General features: G+C 39.8%; 3 protein-coding genes and 1 tRNA gene. 1 reads left to right on the forward strand and 3 read right to left on the reverse strand.

Translation table 11 applies throughout. The features are described from left to right. Positions 1-30: 30 nt before the first annotated feature. Complete coding sequence (locus ABYB02_RS15580; RefSeq protein WP_011326994.1) at positions 31-417, reverse strand: hypothetical protein; 387 nt, start codon at positions 415-417, stop codon at positions 31-33. A 167-nt stretch (positions 418-584) separates the two neighbouring features. On the opposite strand from ABYB02_RS15580, the gene ABYB02_RS15585 reads away from it, so the two are divergent. Beyond that, positions 585-660: transfer RNA gene (locus tag ABYB02_RS15585), tRNA-Ala, on the forward strand. A gap of 266 nt (positions 661-926) precedes the next feature. Here ABYB02_RS15585 and ABYB02_RS15590 read toward each other — a convergent pair. After that, positions 927-2,144, reverse strand: a complete 1,218-nt coding sequence (locus tag ABYB02_RS15590) for a glutamate-5-semialdehyde dehydrogenase (protein ID WP_372763315.1) — start codon at positions 2,142-2,144, stop codon at positions 927-929. Continuing rightward, positions 2,141-3,247: a glutamate 5-kinase gene (gene proB, locus ABYB02_RS15595; RefSeq protein ID WP_372763316.1), complete on the reverse strand. Its 1,107-nt coding sequence runs from the start codon at positions 3,245-3,247 to the stop codon at positions 2,141-2,143. The genes ABYB02_RS15590 and proB overlap by 4 nt, the downstream gene beginning before the upstream one ends. Between the last annotated feature and the right edge of the window lie 366 nt (positions 3,248-3,613).

Consider the following 3,613-nt stretch of genomic DNA (forward strand, 5'->3'; position numbering starts at 1 on the left):
GCTGCTAACTTTGTTTTATCAGCTAACATACTACAAACAACGTCCTCTTAATTGCACACTTAAATCACGCCACAGTACCTCATTAATTTCATGCTTAGCGGGGCAATAGTTGCGTGTTTCAAGCTCTTTATTTAACAATTCAACAGCTTGATCTTCTAACTGCAATTTTAAAATACTCGACTCTTCAAAATGCTCTTGCGCTGCAAAACGCTCAAAGTCACTGCGGGTAAACTTTTTATCTAAATTAATGTTCTGGCGGCTTTTAGCCTTTACCGATACTACGTAGGCAAATAGCTTATTTCCTTGTTCATCTTGTTTTTCATGAAACTGTTTATTATTTATTTCATAAGGTTGCTCGTCACTTGAGTTAGCACAGCCAACAAGCAAAACCATCAGTACTAAGGCATACTTTTTCATTTTTAATTGTCTTTTTACTGAATATTGTTGTTGAGTCTACCAAAATTTCATCTAAACGGTAAAATTAGTGAAAAAATACTTGACCTATTTTATAAAAAATCTTAAAGTTCGTCCCGCTTGAGAATCAGCAATCAAGCTTTTACGTAATATGTAAAATTTAGGAATGTGGGGCTATAGCTCAGCTGGGAGAGCGCCTGCCTTGCACGCAGGAGGTCAGCAGTTCGATCCTGCTTAGCTCCACCACTTTCCTACTCCCTCTTTAGTATTGTCTCAAAGCCATCAATTTATTCGCTATTTTATCTTAAGTTTCACTCTGTATTTAAACCCCAAAATATACGCCATATAGCTAACGCTATTGCACGCTTTTTAATTTTACTGGCTAGCGAAGTAGAGCCTAAGTTAGTTTATTGCACAAAAAAGCCGAGCTGCAGCTCGGCTTTTGAAATTCATAATATGTTTTGTCCTGAAATAAACTAAGTTTATTCGCGGATCTGACCGTCGCCATTAACTCAATACTTTTCAGTAGTTAGTGACTCAAGGCCCATAGGTCCGTAGGCATGTAGCTTAGACGTTGCAATACCAATCTCGGCACCTAAGCCCAGTTGTGAACCGTCTGAAAAGCGCGATGAAGCGTTAACAGTTACTACCGAAGCATCAACACTACGTTGGAATAACTCTGCCGTAGCAGCGTTTTTAGTACAAATTACTTCTGTATGATGCGAACCAAATTGCGCTATGTGCTCTACAGCTGCCGCAAAACTTGGAACCACGCGAATGGCTATTTCTAAATCTAAATACTCTTCACCAAATTCATCGTCGCCCAGTACTGTTGCATTGTCAAAATACGTAGCTGCTTGGCTATCGGCATTAATTTTAACGCCTTCTTGACGTAACACTACCGCACACAAGTTTAAAAACTCATCGGCAATATCTTGATGTACAACTAAGCCTTCTAAAGCATTACACACGCCGGTGCGTTGCGTTTTACCATTAAGCAGTAGGTTAATTGCCACTTCAAGGTCGGCGTCTTTATCAACATATAAATGACATACACCTTTAAAGTGTTGGATCACTGGAATTGTGCTGTTTTCGGTTACAAAGTTTATTAACCCTTCACCACCACGCGGTATAATTAAATCAATGCTGTCACGTTGCTGCATTAATTCCATTAATAAGCCACGATCGGGGTCAGGAATTACCGAAATAAGTGCTTCTGGTAAATTATGCTTTGCTAGCACGCTGTGCATTACGCTAGCAATTGCTTGTGAGCTTTTTAGTGCTTCTTTACCGCCGCGTAAAATAACGCTATTACCCGATTTAAAACACAATGCACCCGCATCTGCGGTTACATTTGGGCGCGCTTCGTAAATCATACAAACTACGCCTAGTGGTACGCGCATTTTACGAATTTTAATGCCATTTGGACGCTCGGTAATATCGCGTAGCTGACCAACCGGATCATCTAAGCTTACTATCACTTCGATGCCTTCAGCCATTGCTTCAACACGTTCATCGTTAAGCGTTAAACGGTCAACCATTGCTGCTGCTAAGTTATTGTCGCGTGCCGCGGCTAAATCGCTTTCGTTTTCTTTAATAATAAATGCTTTTTCTGCACGTAGTGCTGCAGCCATGTCCAATAGCACTTTATTTTTTGTCTCGGTATCGAGTAACGCTAACTGATGAGCAGCTTTTGCTGCCTGGCGTGAAATATCCGTAATTAAACTCATGACTTCTCCAATAATGCGATATGTTTTTCAGATATAACAGGTCCAATTGAGTCCTGCATTTTTTCGCTGAATTCACTCTGTTCGTTGTCAGCAATAAAGCTCAACAAACAGCTACTATAATTTGCGGTTGCTTTGGCTAAACGCGTACCATCTTCACTGCGTACTAAAATAGTGTCACCAATTGCGAACTCGCCATGCACGGCCATTATTTCATCGCCACGAATACAGCCTGTTTCGCCTTCGAGTGACTTATCAAACGAGCCATCTACAACAACTTCACCCTGCTCATTTGCAGTGTGCGTCATCCAATGTACAGAATCTTGCATTGGTTTTTCGTATGGTAAGAAAATAGTCCCAGGGTTTTCACCTGCAAGTAAACGCGTAAATGTCTCTTCTTTAAAGCCGTTAATAATATAAGTTGAAATCCCATGTGAGGTTGTTTTTTCAGCCGCTTCAATTTTGGTTTTCATACCGCCTGTACCAACTGCGCTAGTTGCACATCCTGCCATAGCATAAATAGAGTCATCAATTGATTTTATTTCAGGCAGTAAAATAGCATCGTCATGCAAGTTAGGGTTTTTATCATATAACCCATCCACATCTGAAAATATAAGCAGTGCGTCTGCATCAGCTGCTGCTGCAACCATAGCAGATAAGTTATCGTTATCACCTACTTTTAGATCATCGGTTGTTACTGCATCATTTTCATTAATAATAGGTAACACGCCGTGCTCAAGTAAAGTAAATACAGTTTCGCGAATACTTTGATAGCGTTCATGATCACGTAAGTCACCGTGGGTTAATAATAATTGAGCTGATGGAAAGTCAAAAAACCTATCCCACATTGCTATCATTTCTGTTTGACCTGCGGCAGCCATTGCTTTTTTCATCACGACTGAACGTGCTGTATCTGATGGGAACAAATGTGCCCCTGCAGCAACTGAGCCTGACGAAACTAAAATAACTTCAATACCACGAGCACGACAGCGAACAATAAACTGTGCAATGGTTAATATGTAACGTGAACGGCAGCCATCTTGATCCGGTGCAATTAAAGCACTACCTACTTTAAGTACTATACGTCGCCAATTTAACTTATTCATAAATGTTCAACTTTCCATTTTATTTGCGCTCATGCAATGTGATGAGCTAAAACTAGTTAGCTAGGTTTAAAACATAGCTTCGAATTTGGTTTATCATTTAAAAACAATTTTTTACACACGAAACGCGACTCTATCTAAAACTGTTGTTATAGATTTAAGCGCAAGTACTAAATAGCAACAACTCAACGGTGTTGAATAGTACTAACAAAAAATTTAAAAAGTGTTGTTTATGTATCGCTGTAAAAGCTGTGTGTGGCTTTTTTATTAACAACATACATAGAGCCTCTTAAGTCAGATACACCAACAGATAGGGTGATGACTTAAGGACCGAGATTTAACCGCCACGATGGGGGCTAAATATTGAAA

Origin of the sequence: Pseudoalteromonas sp., assembly GCF_041613455.1 — a bacterium.
Classification (GTDB): domain Bacteria; phylum Pseudomonadota; class Gammaproteobacteria; order Enterobacterales; family Alteromonadaceae; genus Pseudoalteromonas.

Coding starts and splice junctions, on each gene's coding strand:
- ABYB02_RS15580 (WP_011326994.1), bottom strand. CDS start 417: ATGAAAAAGTATGCCTTAGTACTGATGGTTTTGCTTGTTGGCTGTGCT.
- ABYB02_RS15590 (WP_372763315.1), bottom strand. CDS start 2,144: ATGAGTTTAATTACGGATATTTCACGCCAGGCAGCAAAAGCTGCTCAT.
- proB (WP_372763316.1), bottom strand. CDS start 3,247: ATGAATAAGTTAAATTGGCGACGTATAGTACTTAAAGTAGGTAGTGCT.